The 18,206-nt window shown below is 60.2% G+C and carries 21 protein-coding genes; 12 read left to right on the top strand and 9 right to left on the bottom strand.

Features of this window, described 5'->3' with window-relative positions; all coding sequences use genetic code 11:
- Positions 1–73 precede the first annotated feature (73 nt).
- The 3 genes from AC1D35_RS02170 to AC1D35_RS02160 are packed head-to-tail and all read right to left on the bottom strand — an operon-like array spanning position 74 to position 1,454.
- Positions 74–601, bottom strand: a complete 528-nt coding sequence (locus AC1D35_RS02170; RefSeq protein WP_113509253.1) for a DUF1697 domain-containing protein — start codon at positions 599–601, stop codon at positions 74–76.
- A gap of 1 nt (position 602) precedes the next feature.
- The gene (gene yidD / locus AC1D35_RS02165; RefSeq protein WP_113309113.1) at positions 603–1,004 is read right to left on the bottom strand and encodes a membrane protein insertion efficiency factor YidD; all 402 of its coding nucleotides are present in this window, start codon (positions 1,002–1,004) and stop codon (positions 603–605) included.
- A 3-nt stretch (positions 1,005–1,007) separates the two neighbouring features.
- The gene (locus AC1D35_RS02160; RefSeq protein ID WP_113295484.1) at positions 1,008–1,454 is read right to left on the bottom strand and encodes an iron-sulfur cluster assembly scaffold protein; all 447 of its coding nucleotides are present in this window, start codon (positions 1,452–1,454) and stop codon (positions 1,008–1,010) included.
- Positions 1,455–1,761: 307 nt separating this feature from the next.
- Here AC1D35_RS02160 and folE point away from each other — a divergent pair, with 307 nt between their 5' ends.
- From folE to AC1D35_RS02145, 3 genes are all read left to right on the top strand, one after another.
- A complete protein-coding gene (folE, locus tag AC1D35_RS02155; RefSeq protein WP_113309114.1) occupies positions 1,762–2,376 on the top strand; it encodes a GTP cyclohydrolase I FolE in 615 nt (204 codons plus the stop codon).
- A 25-nt stretch (positions 2,377–2,401) separates the two neighbouring features.
- Complete coding sequence (gene hisI, locus AC1D35_RS02150) at positions 2,402–2,854, top strand: phosphoribosyl-AMP cyclohydrolase (protein WP_113295482.1); 453 nt, start codon at positions 2,402–2,404, stop codon at positions 2,852–2,854.
- Between the two features lie 116 nt (positions 2,855–2,970).
- Positions 2,971–3,939, top strand: coding sequence for a patatin-like phospholipase family protein (locus AC1D35_RS02145; RefSeq protein ID WP_113295481.1), 969 nt, complete (start codon positions 2,971–2,973; stop codon positions 3,937–3,939).
- 75 nt (positions 3,940–4,014) lie between these two features.
- On the opposite strand, the gene AC1D35_RS02140 is transcribed toward AC1D35_RS02145, so the two are convergent.
- Entirely contained in the window at positions 4,015–4,449 is a 435-nt protein-coding gene (locus tag AC1D35_RS02140) for a CBS domain-containing protein (RefSeq protein ID WP_477938202.1), read from the bottom strand.
- 99 nt (positions 4,450–4,548) lie between these two features.
- The gene (locus tag AC1D35_RS02135; protein ID WP_477938201.1) at positions 4,549–5,328 is read right to left on the bottom strand and encodes a rhomboid family intramembrane serine protease; all 780 of its coding nucleotides are present in this window, start codon (positions 5,326–5,328) and stop codon (positions 4,549–4,551) included.
- A gap of 391 nt (positions 5,329–5,719) precedes the next feature.
- On the opposite strand from AC1D35_RS02135, the gene AC1D35_RS02130 reads away from it, so the two are divergent.
- From AC1D35_RS02130 to AC1D35_RS02100, 7 genes are all read left to right on the top strand, one after another.
- Positions 5,720–6,337 carry a PAS domain-containing protein gene (locus tag AC1D35_RS02130; protein WP_113309115.1) on the top strand — a complete coding sequence of 206 codons (618 nt, stop codon included), beginning with the start codon at positions 5,720–5,722 and terminating at the stop codon, positions 6,335–6,337.
- Positions 6,338–6,460: 123 nt separating this feature from the next.
- Positions 6,461–7,072 carry a PilZ domain-containing protein gene (locus AC1D35_RS02125; RefSeq protein WP_113295478.1) on the top strand — a complete coding sequence of 204 codons (612 nt, stop codon included), beginning with the start codon at positions 6,461–6,463 and terminating at the stop codon, positions 7,070–7,072.
- 180 nt (positions 7,073–7,252) lie between these two features.
- Positions 7,253–8,212: a prolyl aminopeptidase gene (pip, locus tag AC1D35_RS02120; RefSeq protein ID WP_113309116.1), complete on the top strand. Its 960-nt coding sequence runs from the start codon at positions 7,253–7,255 to the stop codon at positions 8,210–8,212.
- Positions 8,213–8,595: 383 nt separating this feature from the next.
- Complete coding sequence (locus AC1D35_RS02115) at positions 8,596–9,201, top strand: transglutaminase-like cysteine peptidase (protein WP_113295476.1); 606 nt, start codon at positions 8,596–8,598, stop codon at positions 9,199–9,201.
- Between the two features lie 217 nt (positions 9,202–9,418).
- Entirely contained in the window at positions 9,419–10,165 is a 747-nt protein-coding gene (locus tag AC1D35_RS02110; RefSeq protein WP_113310617.1) for a hypothetical protein, read from the top strand.
- 119 nt (positions 10,166–10,284) lie between these two features.
- On the top strand, positions 10,285–11,877 hold the full coding sequence (locus AC1D35_RS02105) for a serine hydrolase (RefSeq protein WP_113310618.1): 1,593 nt from the start codon (positions 10,285–10,287) through the stop codon (positions 11,875–11,877).
- 112 nt (positions 11,878–11,989) lie between these two features.
- Positions 11,990–12,265, top strand: coding sequence for a hypothetical protein (locus AC1D35_RS02100; RefSeq protein ID WP_477938200.1), 276 nt, complete (start codon positions 11,990–11,992; stop codon positions 12,263–12,265).
- A 6-nt stretch (positions 12,266–12,271) separates the two neighbouring features.
- Here AC1D35_RS02100 and AC1D35_RS02095 read toward each other — a convergent pair whose 3' ends face one another.
- A complete protein-coding gene (locus AC1D35_RS02095; protein ID WP_113310620.1) occupies positions 12,272–12,709 on the bottom strand; it encodes a DUF1489 family protein in 438 nt (145 codons plus the stop codon).
- A gap of 154 nt (positions 12,710–12,863) precedes the next feature.
- The gene (locus AC1D35_RS02090) at positions 12,864–14,270 is read right to left on the bottom strand and encodes an L-serine ammonia-lyase (RefSeq protein ID WP_477938199.1); all 1,407 of its coding nucleotides are present in this window, start codon (positions 14,268–14,270) and stop codon (positions 12,864–12,866) included.
- A gap of 212 nt (positions 14,271–14,482) precedes the next feature.
- Between AC1D35_RS02090 and AC1D35_RS02085 the strand changes: the two genes are divergently transcribed.
- Both AC1D35_RS02085 and AC1D35_RS02080 read left to right on the top strand, forming a co-directional pair.
- Positions 14,483–15,250: a DUF599 domain-containing protein gene (locus AC1D35_RS02085; protein WP_113295728.1), complete on the top strand. Its 768-nt coding sequence runs from the start codon at positions 14,483–14,485 to the stop codon at positions 15,248–15,250.
- A complete protein-coding gene (locus AC1D35_RS02080) occupies positions 15,251–16,270 on the top strand; it encodes a heparan-alpha-glucosaminide N-acetyltransferase (RefSeq protein ID WP_113310622.1) in 1,020 nt (339 codons plus the stop codon).
- On the opposite strand, the gene AC1D35_RS02075 is transcribed toward AC1D35_RS02080, so the two are convergent.
- Together AC1D35_RS02075 and mgtE are read right to left on the bottom strand one after the other, a co-directional pair.
- Positions 16,271–16,663: a MerR family transcriptional regulator gene (locus AC1D35_RS02075; RefSeq protein ID WP_113295469.1), complete on the bottom strand. Its 393-nt coding sequence runs from the start codon at positions 16,661–16,663 to the stop codon at positions 16,271–16,273.
- Positions 16,664–16,727: 64 nt separating this feature from the next.
- Positions 16,728–18,140 (bottom strand): magnesium transporter, encoded by a 1,413-nt coding sequence (gene mgtE, locus AC1D35_RS02070; RefSeq protein ID WP_113295468.1) that lies wholly within the window; start codon positions 18,138–18,140, stop codon positions 16,728–16,730.
- Positions 18,141–18,206: the final 66 nt, after the last annotated feature.

The following is an 18,206-nucleotide window of genomic DNA, read 5'->3' as shown; positions in this document are numbered from 1 at the left end:
GAAGCGTCATCCGGCCGCGGATGCGCTGCCGCCTGATAATGATATTTACGGTGGTAGTAAAGGAAAAGCCTGCTTAGGCGACCATTTCGAAGAGGCCGCGCACGGTGTTCCAATTGCGCATCGTTCCCACGCCCATGCGTTTGGTCGTAAGCGCCGAGAGCAGTTTCGACTCGCTCGGCTTACCGTGAAAATCGATCCAGAGATCGCAGCCAACCAGCTTCATTCGCTGCCCATCCGAAAGGAGCGGCTTCAGTGCCTCCACCTTTTCCGGATCGATCGGCAACCGGCTGACGCGCACGATCACCTGATCGCCTATGCCGTCCTTGAAGGGATTGGCGCTGCAGAGCGCCATCCAGGTGCAGTCGCTGCGCACGATGATATCGACATGCTTGCCGAACTTTTCTTCAAAGGCCTCTTCCAGCTGCTCTTCGACTTCATGCGGCCGCATCCCGTCCGCCTCGAAGACGAGGTTGCCGGTGGAAACCAGCGTGCGCGGTTCACGATAACCCAGCTCTTCAGCAAGCTTTCGCAGATCCTCCATGATCACACGCCGCTCGGAGGTCAGGACGATGCTATGCAGCAGTGCGATGAAGGTACACACCTTATGCCTCCTTTCGCCCAAGCACGAAGTAGCGCCAGGGCGTAAACCAGCGGAAACGGGATTCGAGGTTGTCAGGCACGAGGTCGAGTCCGCTCGTGCCGCCCGGACCGCATCGGCCGACGCGGAAAAGCGTCATCCACCCGCCGGCCCAAAGCCCGTGGCGGGCGACGGCCTCATAACCATATTCGGAACAGGTCGGAATGTGCCGGCAGGCATTGCCGACGAAGCCGGAGAGTGTCAGCTGATAGAGCCGGATCAGCCCCATGCCGAAAAGTCGGTCCGGCGTCTTGCGGAACGGCCCCCGGTAATTGCGCGAAAATTTCTGCTGCGGCTGAGCGCGAGGCTGCGGCGCAGCCGCACCGCCCTCGTCTTCCTCCTCGCGCAGCAGGCAGAATTCGCACATAACTTAGGCCTCGACGACTTCAGCACGCTTGGCCTCGACCTGGCCGATCGCGTCGACGACGGCATCGAAGGTCAGCATGGTGGAGGCGTGGCGCGCTTTGTATTCTCTCACGGGGAGAAGATAGCGCATGTCGGCAAATCGTCCATCCGGCCCCTCGCCATCCGCCTTCAGCATGGCGAGCATGTCCTCGCGCGCCTTGCGTACTTCGCCTGATGTCGCGCCGATGACGTGACGGGCCATGATCGAGGAGGAAGCCTGGCCGAGCGCGCAGGCCTTGACGTCATGCGAAAAGGCGCTGATCGTATCGCCGTCCATTTTCAGCCAGATGCGCACTTTCGAACCGCAGAGCCTGGAATGCGCCTGGGCGCTCGCATCCGCATCGTCAAGCATACCGGTCAGGGAAATATTGCCGGCAAATTCGAGGATTTTGCTGTTATAGATGTCGTCCATGACGGATTTGGCTCCAAAAACGCCTAAAATCGACGCTAATTCCTATGTGATTGTCGTGTAAACAAAAAACACACAGTCAAACGACAACGTACTTACATAGCCGGGTCGTCTTACTATATGTATGTCGTTCGAGGGCCATCGAAATGCAATGGCCTCGAATGAGTTTGATTGGGAAACCGTGCCGGAAGGGTTCGAGAAAGCGAGCCTGGAAAGCCCCGGAGCCTGCCAAAGGTGCAAGAATTCCCGCTTGGGATACCAGTGGCTAGTCCGATTGCGGTCCGCGTTGCGGACCAGGAGACCATTGAATATGGACGCCATCGTCAAGAATTTTCCGCATACCACCCGTGAATCCGATCGCCCCTCCCAGCAGGAGGCCGAGGACGCCGTTCGTGTCCTGTTGCGCTGGGCTGGTGACGATCCGGCACGTGAGGGCCTGCTGGATACGCCTGCCCGCGTCGCCAAGTCCTATCGCGAGCTCTTCGCGGGTTACGAGATGAGCCCGGAAGACGTGCTCGGCCGTACCTTCGAGGAGGTCGCAGGTTATGACGACATGGTGCTGGTGAAGGACATTCCCTTCTTCTCTCACTGCGAACACCACATGGTGCCGATCATCGGCAAGGCGCATGTCGCCTATATGCCGGACGGACGGGTTCTGGGCCTCTCCAAGATTGCCCGTGTCGTTGAAATCTATGGTCGCCGCCTGCAGACGCAGGAAACGATGACCTCACAGATCGCCAAGGCCATCGACGAAACGCTGCGTCCGCGCGGTGTCGCCGTCATGATCGAGGCCGAACATATGTGCATGGCCATGCGCGGCGTTCAGAAGCAGGGCTCGACCACATTGACGACAACCTTTACAGGAACGTTCAAGACTGAACCGGCCGATCAGGTTCGATTCATGACAATGGTGCGGGGCCGCTGATACCGGCTCCCTCAGGAGGGCCGCGATGAGTGAACTGATTTTCAATCAGCCGTCGGAAGACAAATCCGAGCTGGAGGATGCTGGCGATTTCACGCCACGCTTCGACGATCGCGGCCTGATCACGGCCATCGTCACCGATGCCGGTGACGGCGAACTCCTGATGGTCGCTCATATGAATGCGCAGGCCCTGGCGCTGACCATCCAGACCGGCTTCGCCCACTATTTCAGCCGCTCGCGCGGCAAACTCTGGAAGAAGGGCGAGACCTCGGGCAATCTCCAGACCGTCAGGGAAATCCGCACAGACTGCGATCAGGACGCCATCTGGCTGAAGGTCGAGGTCGCCGGCCACGACGCCACTTGCCATACCGGCCGCCGCTCCTGCTTCTACCGCACCGTCACCCTGGAAGATGGAAAGCCTGTTCTGACCATCGTCGATGACGATCTGCATTTCGATCCGAAGGATGTTTACGCAAAATAGGCTAGATCCCGGCCACCTGCCCCTTATTGCGACGCAAGTCGCCTCTATATACAATTTGGAAAGGGTTCGGGGCGGCTAATAGAAACCCGAGTGTTCTGCCTGGAGGGAGGGACGCCATGCTGGGCTGGAATATGCATCGTCAAAGCGCCGAGGGCGGAAGTTCCGGCACGGTAGCGCTTCAGGATACGACAATTCCCCCAGTTCAATCCTTATCCGAAAAGAAAGCAAAGCTCGCTTTGGCGCTTGGCGGCGGTGCCGCCCGTGGCTGGGCGCATATCGGCGTGCTCCGTGCGCTCGACGAGGCCGGCATCGAGATCGGCATGATCGCCGGCACATCGATCGGCGCGCTCGTCGGCGGCTGCTATCTCGCCGGGAAGCTAGACGAACTGGAGAACTTCGCTCGTTCGCTCACCATGCGCCGCATTGCAAGCCTGCTCGATCTGACGATCGGCGGCTCCGGCCTCTTCGGCGGCATGCGGCTGACCAAGCGCATGCAGGAGCATCTGGAAGGCCTGACGATCGAGGATCTCGACCGGCCCTTTGTCGCAGTCGCAGCCGAGGTCAATACCGGCCACGAAGTCTGGATCGCCAATGGCTCGCTGATCACGGCGATCCGCGCCTCCTATGCCCTGCCCGGCATTTTCGAGCCGGTGCGCAGCAATAACCGCACATTGGTCGATGGCGCGCTCGTCAATCCCGTGCCGGTTTCCGTCTGCCGCAGCTACGAGCAGCCGCTCGTCGTCGCCGTCAACCTCAACTACGATCTCTACGGCCGCTCCGCCGTCGTCCGCCACAATGCCAGCCTCTCGCCTGCCGAAGTGCAGCAGCAGAGGAATGCGCCCTACGCCGCAAGGATGGGCATGACCGGCGTCATGGTGCAGGCTTTCAACATCATTCAGGATCGCATCGCCCGCGCCCGCCTTGCCGGCGATCCGCCTGACATTTCGCTACAGCCGCGCCTGTCGGACATCGGTCTGTCGGAGTTCCATCGTGCAGGGGAAGCCATCGAACGTGGCTATGAGGAAGCCCGGGTAAGGCTACCCGAGTTGCAGCGGATGCAGGAACTCTACGCCAGGCACCCCTGATGCAGAGCGTTATCCGAAGAAATTCCAGCAAAAGTGTGCCGCGGTTTTGCGTCGGGAATTGCTCGAAAAAAGAGCCTAGCTTGCAATATAGGCCTTGATCTCTTCGGCCTCGCGCTCGACCTCAGCGATGCGCGACTTCACTACGTCACCGATCGAGATGATGCCGGCGAGCTTGCCGTTAGCCTCGACCGGAATATGGCGGAAGCGCTTGCTGGTCATCAACTCCATGAGCTCGTTAACCGAGGTCTGCTCGTTGCAGCGGAAGACCTTCGAGGTCATGACGGAAGAAAGCGTCTGGTCGAGCCCGTCCTTGCCGGCCTTTGCGATGACATGCACGAGATCGCGCTCGGTGAACATGCCGGAAATCTTGTTCTCCATGCCGACGACGACGATCGCGCCGATCTTCTTCTTGCTGAGAMTCTGAGCCGCTTCCGAAACCGTGGTATTCGGCCCGGTTGTGACGACGTCCCGACCCYTCAGATCGAGTATTGCTTTGACGGAACTGGCCATTTGGACCTCCTATGGCGAAAGTGAAACACTTGTCGGGAACACAGGCTCCGCGGTGGTCTCTCCTCCCATCGCGGATTGGTCAATGGTGCACTGCTTGGCTCAGGATTGCAACTCGTCGTCAGGAGTCGGCACGGGTTCCTGCGGCAGTTTTCGGTCGAACAGAGCAAAGAGGAAAAAGCCGAAGACGAAACCGCCGATATGCGCATCCCAGGCGATTTCCTGGCTGCCGTCGCCGACAAGCGGAATGCCGACGGCGATCAGCGCGTTGCCGACCAGCCAGAAAAGCATGAACATGACCACGGTGCGGCTCCGAACCGCCTGCACTATAGACAGGCGCGGATTGAGATGCGCCGGGCCGAACATCTGCCGCCCGGAGGGGAAGGCAAAGCGGCAGGCAGCGCCCATCAGACCGGAGACAACGCCGGATGCGCCGATAAGCAGCGCTTCGCTGCCCCAGTTCAGCGCCGTGTGCAGCGCAGCCGAGGCGACAGAAGAAAGAATCCAGAAGATGATGTATCGGGCCGTGCCGATGCGGCGCACGACCGGCGCGCCGAAGGCCATCAGCCATAGCCCGTTGAAGACGATATGCTCGACGCTTCCATGCAGCAGCGAATAGGTGACGGGCGTCCAATAGAGCTGCGGCCCCTGCTCTGCGAGTGAAACGGCAYAACGCAGCGGAATGAAGCCGAAGCTGAACAGAAACCAGTTGAACCAATCGACCGGCAGAAGTGATTGCACGGCATAGATCAGGATCAGAAGCAGCAGCGTAGCGAGCAATGCCGGCGGAAGATTGAAAACCGGCTGACGCGGCGGGCGGGCCGGCGGTTCGGGCTGTGAAGGCTGGAATGCCTGGTCGGGCCCGGACGTCTGTTCATTCATGCTTTTGTCGCCTCGTTTTGAGGTCTCAGCCATACAGGAGCCGGCTTCAAAAAAAAAGCCGTCCGGTATGGCCGGACGGCTTGCCTGAGCATTCCCAACCATCGGCCCGAAAATCGAAATCGATTTTCGGAAAGCCTGATGCGTACTCAAAGAGTAGAGCGTCCTTTGTTCGCCCGCATGGGCGAACGACGCTCTATGGATGACCCCTGCCCTGGCAGTCTTGTGCAGAACTTCACTGTTCGAAGTGATGGAGAGACGGTCTCATGACGGGGCTCCGCGCTCAAGCGAAACCCTTCCTTAACCTTAACTCCCCGGATTTGGCATGAAATCCGCAAGGTAGAAGGTGAAGGGGCGAAAATCGCCCGCCAATGAACCGAAATGAGACAGCGTCATGCGCCTTCAAACCACGATCGACATCTTCGACTACTGGAATGCTCTGCGTGTTGGAGAGGATGCTCCGCTGAAATCGCAGATCGAGCCCGGCGCGATCCCTCACCTCCTGTCGAGGCTCTTCATTTTGGAGACAGAAGCGGACCGGCATATTCGTTTCCGCCTGGCCGGCACCAAGATCTGCGATCTTTTCGGCCGCGATCTTCGCTGCGAGCGTTTCTCCGCCCTCTGGGCCAACGGCCAGCACGAGGATATCGAAAGGACGGCCAAAGGCGTCATGGATCACGCCATCCCGACGCTTTTCAACGCAACGGGCTACAGCACCGCCGGCCACCATGCTGCCTTCGAGATCATCATGATGCCGCTGCGTTCGCCGCAAGGCGGCTGCGACCGGCTGCTCGGCGCCATCGCACCTGCCGTTGTTGCAAGCTGGCTGGAAATCGTGCCGCTGGAGCTTCTCGCCCTCGACCGCAGCCGCCTGCTGCACGGCAAGTTTGGCCGCGCGGTACAAATGGAGCCCCGTCGCCCCGTCGAAGTCACGACCGAAAAACAACCCACTTTCGGCCGGGCCATGCTGCGCGCCATGTCGCATTTCCTGCACGGGGCAACCGCCCGGTGACTGCCCCATTTTGGGTCGCCGCCCATAGTACTTTAGGGTTATATGACAGCTAGTTCCTACAACCTTCTGTTAATGGATTGGGGGTAAGGATTGGGCCTAGCAATTTCATGAAGAAGCCCTTTGATGCACTCGTTCCAGTCCGCTCAGACGCACAGACCTGCGCCGCGCCCTGAACAGGGAGTGTTCCAGCGCGTCCCCATCAATATGCAGGGCCGCCTGATGCTTGCGAATTACGAAGAATTCGAGTGCACGGTGATCGATATGTCGCCCGGCGACATGTATGTCACCTGTGCCGGTCGCCCGCGGGCCAATGAGCGTGTCGTTGCCTATATCGATCATCTCGGCCGCGTCGAAGGCCATGTGCAGACGGTCGATATGCGTGGTTTCACCATGTCGATCAACGCCACCGAGCGTAAGCGCGAGAAGCTCGCGGCTCAGCTCACCTGGCTCGCCAACAAACACGAGCTCGGCCTGCCGGAAGATCGCCGTCATGATCGTCTGACCCCGCGCGAAACCAAGACCGATCTCACCCTCGATGACGGCACGCGCTATACCTGCCGTATCATGGACCTTTCACTTTCGGGCGCTGCCGTCGATTGCGAAGTGCGCCCGCCGCTCGGCACGCCTGCTCGTCTGGGCAACATGCGCGGCCGCGTCGTTCGCCACTTCTCGGAAGGTGTTGCGATCGAGTTCCTTTCGGTCCAGTCGCGCGAAACACTGCGCGAATTTCTCTAAAGCAATTCCAGCAAAAGTGATCAGCGGTTTTGCGTCCGGAATTGCGCAAAGCAAGAAGCACTTCCAGCAAAAGTGATCGGTGGTTTGCGTCTTTGCGTCCGGTTTTCGGGCCTATGCAGCTTCGTCATCTATCCGTCACAGAATTGAAGGATACAGCGCGCCTCAACGAGTGGCGCGGTCATGTCAATCCTGTTTCCCGAAATCGAACCTTATGAACACGGCTTGCTCGACACGGGCGACGGCAACCTCGTCTATTGGGAGGCCTGCGGCAATCCGGCGGGCAAGACAGCACTCGTCCTGCATGGCGGACCGGGTTCCGGCTGCTCCACCGCTGCACGGCGCTATTTCGATCCGTCCGCCTACCGCATCATCCTCTTCGATCAGCGCAATTGCGGGCGCAGCCTGCCGAATGCCGCTGACGCAGCAACCGACCTCTCCCGCAATACGACCGCCCACCTCATCGGGGATATCGAGAGGCTGCGCAGCCTCTTCGGCGTAGACCGGTGGATCATCTTCGGAAATTCCTGGGGCTCGACGCTGGCGCTCGCCTATGCGCAATCCCATCCCGACCATGTCGGTGGCATCGTCATTGCAGGCGTCACCACGACACGGCGTTCCGAGATCGACTGGCTTTATCGCGGCATGGCGCCGCTCTTTCCGGAGGAATGGCACCGGTTCGGTGAGGCGCTGCCGCCGGCACTCCGCAGCATCGACCGGGTGAGCGCCTATCACAGACTGCTCAACGCTTCCGAAGAGCAGGTGCGGCTGAAGGCGGCGCGCGACTGGCACGAATGGGAAGCGGCGACGATTCTGCTTGCCGATCCCGCCGGCCTGCCCCGGCGCTGGTCCGATCCGCGCTATCTTCTGACGCGCGCCCGCATCATCACCCACTATTTCCGTGAGGGTGCGTGGTTGGAAGACGGCACACTCCTGGAAAATGCCGGTCGCCTCGCGGGCATTCCCGGGCTCCTCATCCACGGACGTTTCGATATAGAAGCACCGCTTGTCACCGCCTGGGAACTTGCCCGCGCATGGCCCGGCGCCGAGCTCATCGTGCTGCCGAAAGCGGCCCATTCCACTGCAAATGCCGATATTGCCGCCGCGATCGTCGCTGCGACGAACAGATTTCGCGATCTCTGACGAAATTATTTTTTCGGTTGAAGATTGGGAAATGAGGCGGAATCGCGTTTTAGGGCGGCCATGACGCCTGTTTGTGCGCTTCAACAGGATTGCCGCCAGCCGCAGTTTTCGGTGCAACTCGTCGCAGAAATTTACCCAGCATGTCGAAAATCGTTAACACCCTGTCCGGTTTCCGGCCATTTTCGGTTCGAAAGCGTTTTTCCCAATCCTTCAATTTTAATCGAATTCGAGACGAATGCGTCTTTAATTTTAGGCGTATTCGAGCTGAATTTGAATCAAGTTCGACGCGCATTTGATTCAAGTAAGCCTTTAATTCTATTGCGTAATTTTGCGTGAGATAAAAACGTCCGTGTCATTGTCATCCTCATAACGGGGAGACGATAATGTCAATTCGAAATCTACTGAAACGCGGCCTTCTGGCCGTTGGCATGACAGTGGCAATGGCGGGCGCAGGACAGGCATCACCCGCCAGCATGACACTTGCAGGCAATGCGAGCCCGCCGATCGGGCACTATGAATTCTGTCAGGCCAATCCGAGCGAATGCGCCTATGCCGGCGGCGATGCCGGCCCGGCAATCCTGACCGAGGATCGCTGGAAGGAGATTCTCAAGGTCAACTACACGGTCAACTCCACCATCCAGCCGATGACGGACAAAGAGATCTACGGTGTCGAAGAGCGCTGGGCCTATCCGCGCACCGTCGGCGACTGTGAGGATTTCGCGTTGCTGAAGCGCAAGATGCTGATCGATGCCGGCTTCTCTCCATCAGACACGCTGATGACTGTCGTGCTGCAGCCAAATGGCGAAGGCCATGCGGTGCTTACGGTTCGCACCGATCACGGCGACTTTGTTCTCGACAACATGCGCAACAAGGTGCTGCTGTGGTCGGATACCGAATACACCTACCTGAAGCGCCAGTCCGCCGACGATCCGGCCCGCTGGACGAAGCTGCAGGATGGCCGCGCCGTCGCGGTCGGCAGCGTGAAGTAACAGGCATACCGGCCCCGGTCAGTCCCCGCATCCCCGTCCCGACCGGCGCCCAGAGCCGTTCCCGCTGTCCCGGGAACGGCTCGCTTCTTTTGTGRCTGTTCTGCTCGATAGGGTTAACGCCTCGTTAACCCCGTCATCTCATCATCATGGAGAGATTCACAACCGGCACCCGACGACTCGCGTCCTTCCTGCGGCGGCCCGATATCCGAGGACGATGATGAGCCATTCCGCCGCGGGCCATCCTGGTGAGCAACCCCTTCTTTCGACCCGCTTCCTGGTCCGTGTCACCGCGACGATTGCGGTTCTGGCGCTGCTGACGGTTGCCATCAGCGTTGCCGGCCGCTGGTTCGGCCGTCACATCTCTCTTGCCGGCAATACGGAAGGCACCACAGGCATTACCCTGACAATCGGCCGCGATACGATCGGCCTGCCCGCCAATACGATTCGCTTCCCCAGTGAACGTCATGACGGCGCGGCCGAACGGGCTGATCTCTACCTTACCTGGCCGGAAATGCAGGGCTACAGCAAGGAAACGCGCCAGCGTTTCGATGATGTCGTCCAATCCTCGGGCCTGATTTTCCTGCAGATCACCCAAGGAACGATGTCGCGGGACATGTCGGGCCGGCTGGAGCCGATCTATTCGCATCTAATGGACGGCGCGCCGGAAGCCTTTGCGCATGGCCTGACACTGCACCGCCTGCGTGCCGATGCCGGTTACAACGGCGAAGTGCTGTTGGCTGCGCCGCGCGAAGGCGCCGCCGATTATGTCGTTCGCTGCGTCCTGCCCTCGTCTGCGGAAACGGCGACCAGCGGAGATTGCCAGCGCGATATCAAGGTCGGCAAGGATTTAAGTGTGCTTTACCGGTTCTCGAGCCGTCATTTGGCTGACTGGGACCACATTGATGCCGCGATCAGGAGTTTTGTCGAGGCTCGTCTGGTGAGCCGGACTGCAACAGCTCACTAAAATCCCCTCCAATGTCTGAAGAAACGATTCATCATAAACGGATTGGTAACGCTGAACCGGTAGTCTTCGAAGACGGCCGGTTGCGCAGCAGGGGGTGCGTGGCCCGCCAAACATCAGAAATGCAAGCGAAGAGTGGAATAGTGTCAAGGTCAATCTCCTCCGTATCATCGCCGCGGTCTGCCGGTTTCCTCGCAAAGGTGCTGACGATCCTTTCGATGGCTATCGCGATCGTCGCGGTCGACTCGGTCAATGCCGAAGCGGAAGCTGCAAATCCTAAATATGCCGGTATCGTCGTCGACGCCCGGACGGGAAATGTTCTCTACAGCGAGAATGCCGACCGTCTTCAGTACCCGGCATCGCTCACGAAGATGATGACGCTCTACATGACCTTCGAGGCCCTTGAGCAGGGCCGCATCCGCCTCGACACGCCTGTCCCCTTCTCCGCTCACGCCGCAGCCCAGGCGCCGACCAAGCTTGGCGTGCGCGCCGGCAGTACGATTACCGTTGAGCAGGGTATCCTCGGCCTTGTGACGTTGTCTGCCAATGACGCCGCGACCGCGCTCGGCGAAATGCTCGGCGGCACGGAAGACCGTTTCGGCCAGATGATGACGGCCAAGGCCCATGCGCTCGGCATGACGCGCACGACGTATCGCAACGCCAACGGCCTTCCGAATACCGCGCAGATGACGACGGCGCGCGACCAGGCCCGCCTGGGCATCGCCCTTCGCCAGCATTTCCCCCAATATTACGGCTATTTCTCTGCGCGCGCCTTCAAGTTCGGCAATCGCGTGATCCGCAGCCATAACCGCCTCGTCGGCTCCGTCCGCGGCGTCGATGGCATCAAGACCGGTTACACCCGCGCTGCCGGCTTCAATCTGGTCAGTTCGCTGCAGGTCGACGGCAAGTCGATCGTCGGCGTGGTTCTCGGCGGTGCATCCACTCCTGCCCGCGACTCGCAGATGCGCAAGCTGCTCGCCACCTACATGCCGAAGGCTTCCATGAGCGGCGCGCTTGTCGCCCAGTCGAAGCCGGTACCCGAGATGATTGAGACGCCTGCTCCGGTTTCCCCGGCCAAGGTTGCCCAGGTGGCGCAGAAGAAGACGATTACCGCAGATCAGGTGCCGGTGACGGCGGCCGCAGCCGACCTCGGCCTGCCGCATAAGGGACCGCTTCCGGACAGCCGCTATCAGCAGGCAAGCACCGAGGTTGCCTATGCGGAAACCGCAGCACCTAAGACCGATAATCCATTGCTGACGCAACCGATGCCGTCCCCGACCAAGGTCAAGACGGTCGCGATCAAGACGGCCACGGTCAAGCAGCAGGAACAGGCATCGGTCGCCGTGCCGACACCGGCTCCCGCCTACATCCCGCCGGAACAGGGCGATACTTCCGTCGACGATCTGACGACTGCTTCCACCAAGGCGACGCCGGCCAAGGAGGTTGCCGCGAAGGAAGTGCCGCAGCCGTCGGGATGGGTTGTCCAGATTGGCGTCTCGTCAAGCCGTGAATTGGCGATGGACCTTCTGGCAAACGCCAAGGCCAAGGGCGGCAGGGCACTGAACTCCGCCAAGCCCTTCGCTGTTGCCTATGCCAATGACGGCGATCAGATCTATCGCGCCCGCTTTGGCGGTTTCGATGGCCAGCGTGATGCAGTCAATGCCTGCAAGGCTCTCAAGAAGGCCGGTGTGAAGTGCTGGGCGGCTGCCCAATGAGATATCCAGCGCTGCCTATGACTGATTTGGCGGCGTACCTGCCTGCCGGCTGCGGTGTTCGCGCTGCCGGCAGTCGATTCTAGTTCGATTTGTATTGCGTACGAGGAAGATGATGTCGATCAACGAGAATGTTCCAAATGCGCCTGCGGGGCGCCKGGCGGTTAACAAGGGGCGCTCCGGCCTGCATCCGCTGCACGAAGCAGCGCTCCGGCTTGCCGAAATCGGCCTGCAGCGCCCGAGGGCGAAGTCGCCGAAAACCCGTGATCTGATCAACCTGTTGCTGTGCCATGGTGCGCGCGCCTGGCGCTATTCGCAGCCTGAGGCGTATATCCATCTGCACATCACTTCGCCTGACGGCCATTCGCCGGTCGTGCTGCGCCTGCGCTGAAGTATTTTAGAGTAGGCCGAGTTCCGAAAGCTCACGGCGAAGATCCGCGGGCAGTTCTGCAATGCCGACGCCGAGGCTGTCGAGATCGCGCGGCACATCTTCGGTCGGATAGTAGCGCCAGCCCTGGAAGGCCCGCTTCGGCTGAACCGAGGTTTCGATCACCTCCGGACCGAGTATCAGATGGCAGCGGCCGATCCCTTCTCCATCGGTAAACGTCTGGATGTCGAGGATCTTCTGGCGAGCCTGGACCTGACCCTTGATCACCCAATAGAGCGAACCACCGTCGATCAGTTCTTCCACGCGCTTCGGCACCATGCGGGTCGTGTGGACTGAGTGTGGTTCCAGTCCGGCAGCCATGGCGCGCAACGAGCGCTCGGCCACCCATTCACGCAGGTCTTCGATCGAGTCGCAGCCGACGCAGAGCTTGATGAGATTTAGTGCCATGCTGCCGTTGAAATCCTTTTGACCGGCAGCGTCAAGCGGCTAAAGCATGTCTCGCAAAACTGTGCAGCGGTTTTGCGATAACGACATGAGGCAAAGAGCTAAAGCGCGAAATCTGAAAGATCGCGACGCGCTTTAACATCAGCCGTCCGCAAACTCAGCATTCGACGACGTTGACGGCCAGACCTCCGGTCGAGGTTTCCTTATATTTCTCACTCATGTCGTAGCCGGTCTGGCGCATGGTCTCGATGCAGGCGTCGAGCGGGACGAAATGCTGGCCGTCGCCCTTCACTGCGAGCGATGCGGCCGTGACCGCCTTTACCGCACCCAGCGCATTGCGTTCGATGCAGGGAACCTGCACCAGACCGGCGATCGGATCGCAGGTCATGCCGAGATGGTGTTCGAGCGCGATTTCCGCGGCATTTTCGATCTGAGCCGGCGTGCCGCCCATGACGGCTGCGAGGCCGGCGGCTGCCATGGCGGCGGCCGAGCCGACCTCGCCCTGACAGCCGACCTCCRCGCCCGAGATCGACGCATTGTGCTTGATGATGCCGCCGATCGCCGCTGCGGTCAGCAGATAGTCGTGGATGCCCTTCTGGTCCCAGTCTTCGTGGAAATGCTCGTAATAGCGGATCGTGGCGGGAATGACGCCTGCCGCGCCATTGGTCGGCGCCGTCACGACACGCCCGCCGGCAGCATTCTCCTCGTTGACCGCCATCGCGTAGACGCTCAGCCAGTCATTGGCGAGCAGCGGGTTGACGCGGTTGCTGCGCCACTCCTCCTGCAGCTTGTCGTGAATATGCTTTGCGCGGCGCCTGACGTTCAGACCGCCGGGCATGATGCCTTCTACCTTCAGTCCGCGCTCGATACAGGAGCGCATCGCTTCCCAGATACGGTCGAGGCCGGAATCCAGCTCCTCGCGGCTGCGCTGGCTTTCCTCATTGGCGCGTTTCATCTGTGCGATTGACAGGCCGGAACGTTCGGCCATTTCCAGCATCTGCTTGGCGCTGGCGAAGGGATAGGGCACCTTGTAATTGCCCTGCGATGCTTTCTTGCGCGCCCGCATCTGCTCCAGCTCCGTATCGGTGACGACGAAGCCACCGCCGACGGAATAATAGATGCGCTTGACGAGAAGCCGTCCGTCCTTGTCATAGGCGGAAAAGGTCATGCCATTCGCATGGCCCGGCAGCGGCTGCTTCTTGTCGAAGATCAGGTCCGTCTTCGGCTGGAACTGATAGGCCGGATGCCCCTCCGGCGTGATCCGGCCGCTCTTTTCAACCTCATCGATGATGGCGTCCATTTGATCGGGATCGACCTTGTCGGGCGCTTCGCCCATCAGACCGAGGATGACCGCCCTGCCCGTTCCGTGGCCGATCCCCGTATGGGCGAGCGAACCGTGCAGGCTGACCTTGATGGCAGTCACCTGCGCGCCGATGGAAGGACGCGGCCATTCGTTGGACAGGATGAGGTCAAGGAACCGATTGGCAGCCGTCATCGGCCCCATCGTGTGCGAACTCGACGGCCCCACCCCGATCTTGAATACATCGAATACCGAAAGAAACATGAGGGCGCCTTCTAAAATTCACGATGCAGACTATGCGAGCCAGGCTCGGTATCCGCGTGACGGACCGACATCGCCTTGAACCGGTGCGACATCCGGCCGGACACTAGTTAAAAGCAGACCATCTTGCCAGCAATTCTCATCTTGCCGGTCATTGCAGCATTCGAATGCATCTATAGAGTGGCCGCATTTATATGGGAACTGACTCGCTGATGATGACGACGGCGGACTATATCGCGCTTGCCTTCTTTATCTTTATCTGGATGGGCTATTCCTGGCTGCTGCACGGTCAGACCTTCTTCGGGCGCACCAGCCTGACCCACGCCATGGCGGAGCGGCGGCGTGAATGGATATATAACTCCCTGCGTCGCGATTTGAAGATGATCGACACCCAGATCATGGCAGGGCTGCAGAACGGCACGGCCTTTTTCGCCTCGACATCCATCTTCGCGGTCGGCAGCTGCTTTGCGCTGCTCGGCGCCACGGAAAAGGTGGATGCCGTCTTCGCCGACCTGCCCTTCGTCTTCCACAGCGGACATGCCGTCTTTGAAATGAAGGTCGGCGGCCTTGCTGCCCTCTTCGGCTACGCCTTCTTCAAGTTCGGCTGGTCCTATCGCCTCTTCAACTATTGCACCATTCTCTTCGGCGGCATTCCGATGGTGCATGACTCGGAGAAGGACATGATCGCCGCCGAGCGCGCCGCGGAGCGTGTCATCCGCATGAATGTCATCGCCGGCGGCCATTTCAACGAAGGGCTCAGGGCAATCTTCCTGTCGATCGGCTATCTCGGCTGGTTCATCAACCCCTATGTTTTTATGGGTACGACGGCCATGGTCATTGTGGTCCTGACCCGACGGCAGTTCTTTTCGGAAGCGCGCCTCGCCATCATGGACGCAAACCCGCCACCAAATCTCCACCTTTCTCCTGTTCAGCGCAACAAGCCGTCAGCGAGTGACGGTGATGAGCTGTCCGAGGGATTGTGAATGATAGTGTCGGCAACGGAAGCGACGGCCCCGCAGAGGCCACCGCGCATCGGCCTTGTGGATACGGCGCGCGGCGCCGCGCTTATTGCCATGGCCACCTACCATTTCAGCTGGGATCTGGAATTCATGGGCTATCTGCAGCCCGGGACCGCCGAAACCGGCTGGCTGAAGATCTATGCCCGCGCGATCGCCACCACCTTCCTCTTCATCGTCGGCATCAGCCTGGTGCTATCAAGCCGGCCCGAAATCCGCTGGCCTTCCTTCTGGAAGCGTTTCGCTATGGTCGCCGGCGCAGCCGTGGTCATATCCGCCGCGACACGCTACTTCGTGCCCGGCGAATGGATCTATTTCGGCATCCTGCATTCCATTGCGGCTCTGAGCCTCATCGGCGTGGTTTTTCTGCGCCTGCCATTGCCCGTGACGCTGCTCGTCACGCTGGCGCTGTTCGTCGCCTGGATTGTCGACGCCTTCGTCATGCCCGGCGTGCTGGATACGCACCTTTTCGACCCGAAATATCTGGCCTGGCTCGGCTTTGCGGCCACCCCAGACCGGTCGAACGATTTTGTGCCGCTCTTTCCCTGGGCGACGCCCTTCTTTCTGGGCATGAGCCTCGCCCGTCTTTCCTTCCGCACGAAGCTGCCCCAGAGACTGGCATCATTGGGCACGGGTGGAACATGGCTTGCGCGCCTCGGCCGCCACAGCCTCGCCTTCTACCTCATTCATCAGCCGGTATTGATCGCCATCGCTTATGGYCTGACCTTCATCATCGCGCCGCCGAAACCCGATCCGGCAGCGACATATCTGCGCCAGTGCAATACGTCCTGCACGGTCGAACAGGGCGAAGCGCTCTGCCGCAGCTTTTGCCAGTGCACGCTCGACCAGTTGCAGGCACAACAGCTCTTGACGCCGTTCCAGACAGGCGCGGTCAAGGCGGATGATGAGAGAATTATGGTGCTTGCCACCCAGTGCAGCGCCGAAATAGAACCCGCGCCGCAGTCGCAGCCCGAGCCCCAACAGTGATCAGGTCGTGACGCCGATCTCGGCGAGGCGGCCAAGGCAGGACTCCTCGATATTGTCGAGCTCGGTGATCGTTTCGTCGATATCCTTGCGCTTCTGGCGCAGGTCTTCGCGCTTCTCGTCCACACGCTTCATCAACAGTTTGAGCTGGCCGAGCTCGCCCGGCGGCTCCTTGTAGACCTGAATGATCTCGCGGATTTCGGCAATGGTGAAGCCGATGCGCCGGCCGCGCAGGATTTCCTGAATGAGCCGCCGGTCGGCAGGACGGAACAGCCGCGTGCGTCCGCGGCGTTCCGGTTGGATCAAACCTTCGTCTTCATAGAAGCGAAGCGTGCGCGTCGATACTCCGAATTCGCGCGTCAGCTCCGTTATGGTATAGTACTTGTTCACCAGCATGGCATCCCCGTCATCCGCCTGACATAATATTGACTTTTACGTAATAGTCAATTTAGGCATCTGTTCAGATGCCGAACCACCATGTCGCTAAGCCGAGGAAGGCGAAAAAGCCGGTACAGTCGGTGACGGTCGTGACGAAGACGGACGAGGCGATCGCAGGGTCCGCTCCCATCTTGTCGAGCAGCAGCGGCAGCAGGATGCCGGCAAGGGCTGCTGCAATCAGATTGATGATCATCGCCGCCCCGATGACGGCGCCAAGCTGGTAATTGTGGAACCAAGTGCCGGCGATCAAGCCCAGCAGCAAGGCGAAGAGCATTCCGTTCAGGATGCCGACGCCCGCCTCTCTGCGGATGATGCGGCCGGCATTGTAGATATCGAGGTCACGGGTTGCGAGTGCACGCACGGTCACGGTCATGGTCTGCGTGCCGGCGTTGCCGCCCATGGAGGCAACGATAGGCATCAGCACTGCAAGCGCAATCATCTTCTCGATCGAGCCGTCGAAGAGGCCGATGACGCTTGCAGACAGCATCGCCGTGCCCAAGTTGATCAACAGCCAGAGGAAGCGCGAGCGCACGGTCGAGATCACGTTGTCGGACAGTTCTTCGTCGCCCACACCGCCGAGACGCTTGATGTCCTCGTCCGCCTCTTCGTGGATGACGTCGACCACGTCGTCGATGGTGAGCACGCCGACGAGCCGTTCGTTCTCATCGACGACAGCTGCAGACAGGAGGTCGTACTGTTCGAAGAGCTGGGCGGCCTCTTCCTGGTCCATCTCGGCGGGGATCGGATGGTTCGTTTCCCGCATGATGGCTTCGATCTTGTTCTGCCGCTTGGTGCGCAGGATCTGATCGAGATCGACGGCCCCGAGCAACTTGAAGGTCGGGTCGATGACGAAGATCTGCGAGAAGGAATAGGGCAGATCCTCCTCGTCGCGCATGTAGTCGATCGTCTGTCCGACCGTCCAGAACGGCGGCACGGCGACGAATTCCGTCTGCATGCGGCGGCCGGCCGAGCTTTCGGGATAATCGAGCGCGCGGCGAAGGCGCACCCGCTCCGTAAACGGCAGCTGCGCGAGGATCTCTTCCCGGTCTTCCTTGTCGAGGTCTTCGAGAATGTAGACCGCGTCGTCCGAATCCAGTTCGCCGATGGCCGCGGCGATCTGCTCGTTCGGCAGCTGGTCGACGATCTCGCGGCGGATCGTCTCGTCCACTTCGGTCAGCGCCGTCATGTCGAAATCGTCGCCGAGCAGGCGCACCAGCGCCAGGCGCTGATCCGGCTGGATCGATTCCAGGAGGTCGCCTATCTCCGATTCGTGCAGGCGCGCGACGTTCTGGCGAAGAAACAGCGTATCGCGATCGGCGATGGCTGCACCCAGGCGCGCCAGGAAATCGCTGCGCACATTGCCATCTTCATTATAGATATCGACTTCTTCGTCGGTCGGACGCTTGCGGCGGTCTTCGGTATCGGTCGTCGTCATATGCCGCCCTCGCATCTGATTTCAAAGACTATCGAGCCGCATTGGAAAATGTCGGCTGAAAATGCA

Source organism: Rhizobium sp. P1_E6, from assembly GCF_056405875.1.
The sequence above is the reverse complement of the archived record's forward strand: the minus strand, read 5'-3'. Positions and strand labels throughout refer to the sequence as shown.